The 1,350-nt window shown below is 43.2% G+C and carries 1 protein-coding gene and 2 pseudogenes; 2 read left to right on the forward strand and 1 reads right to left on the reverse strand.

What is annotated here, in order from left to right; translation table 11 throughout:
* Together A3739_RS30430 and A3739_RS25775 are read left to right on the forward strand one after the other, a co-directional pair.
* Positions 1–277 (forward strand): annotated as a pseudogene (locus A3739_RS30430) (5-(carboxyamino)imidazole ribonucleotide synthase); the annotation flags it as partial.
* A gap of 157 nt (positions 278–434) precedes the next feature.
* Entirely contained in the window at positions 435–1,013 is a 579-nt protein-coding gene (locus tag A3739_RS25775; protein WP_068477327.1) for a superoxide dismutase, read from the forward strand.
* Positions 1,014–1,106: 93 nt separating this feature from the next.
* Here the strand turns inward: A3739_RS25775 and A3739_RS25780 are convergent.
* Positions 1,107–1,350 (reverse strand): annotated as a pseudogene (locus A3739_RS25780) (type II secretion system protein GspD); the annotation flags it as partial.

The raw sequence follows: 1,350 nt of genomic DNA on the forward strand, positions 1-1,350 counted from the left end.
GAATCACATCAGAGCGATATGCGACCTGCCACTCGGAAGTACCGAAGCCTTGTCACCAACCTGCATGATAAACCTCATCTCCCACAAAGGAGATATTCGAAAAATTCTTGAGCTTCCTTATGCTCAAGTTCATCTCTACGATAAAGAAGAGAGAGCAGGCAGAAAATTGGGGCATATCAACGTCACTGCTAGCTCATATGAAGAGCTAAAATGGCGCGTCGAGAATATCGTTCAATTTCTCCCTGATTACCCCCAATGCCTACAGTTGAAAAACTAAAAGGCACCCCAACTTATACAAATGACTACTAATTGAGGCTCATCTGAACAGCCATCAACCTCGTAGATGTATTTGAACCGAGGTGGTATGATCTTCAGCTTTGAAAACAATGCTAAGCCACCGCCTCGGTGGTGTTTTAATTTTAGGGAGAAGCCTAATGGCAATCGAATTACCTGCGCTACCATACGCAATTGACGCTCTTGCACCACACATTTCTCAAGAAACTCTTGAATTCCACCACGGCAAACACCACAAGACTTACGTTGATAAGTTAAACGGCATGATCCCTGGAACTGAATACGAAGGAAAAACACTTGAAGAAATCATCACTTCTTCTTCAGGTCCTGTATTCAACAACGCAGCCCAGATCTGGAACCACACGTTTTACTGGAATTGCTTGAGCCCGAATGGCGGTGGCGCACCAACTGGTAAAGTTGCTGATGCAATTAACGAAGCATTTGGATCTTTCGAAGAATTCCAAGCAGCATTTAACGACAAAGCCGTAAACAACTTTGGCTCAAGCTGGACTTGGTTGGTTAAAAATGCGGATGGTTCTTTGGAGATCGTTAACACATCAAATGCAGGCACTCCAATGACAGAAGGTCAAACTGCACTTCTAACAGTTGATCTTTGGGAGCACGCTTACTACATCGATTACCGTAATGTTCGTCCTACTTATTTGAATGCGTTCTGGGCACTTGTAAACTGGGGTTTCGTTGCTGAAAACCTAGGTTAATATTGCCTCCTTGTTTTTAGTACGTTGCACTAAAATCAAGGCATAAAAAAACCGGAGTTTAATTACTCCGGTTTTTTTATGCCTGAAATAGCCTTATCGGATACTATTTCCATCATAGAGACTTTCAACTGTCGGCTTCTCTCTGGCGCGCAGCTCTTCTTCATCTTCGCCTTGCGCAACTTTCGTCTCCAAATTCAACTGCCAAAGCTGATCAAACTTCTGCTCCGTCACTGCACGAGTTGAAGCTTTGTCACGAAGAATGGTTGGCCTTAAGAACACCAATAGATTTTGCTTTGTCACAACCTTAGATGTGCTTTTAAATAGATTACCCAGCAAT

The sequence above is a fragment of the Oleiphilus sp. HI0067 genome (genome assembly GCF_001635735.1).

What these genes read in the sequence shown, in the direction of transcription:
- A3739_RS25775 (WP_068477327.1), top strand. Translation starts at nt 435, where the DNA reads ATGGCAATCGAATTACCTGCGCTACCATACGCAATTGACGCTCTTGCA.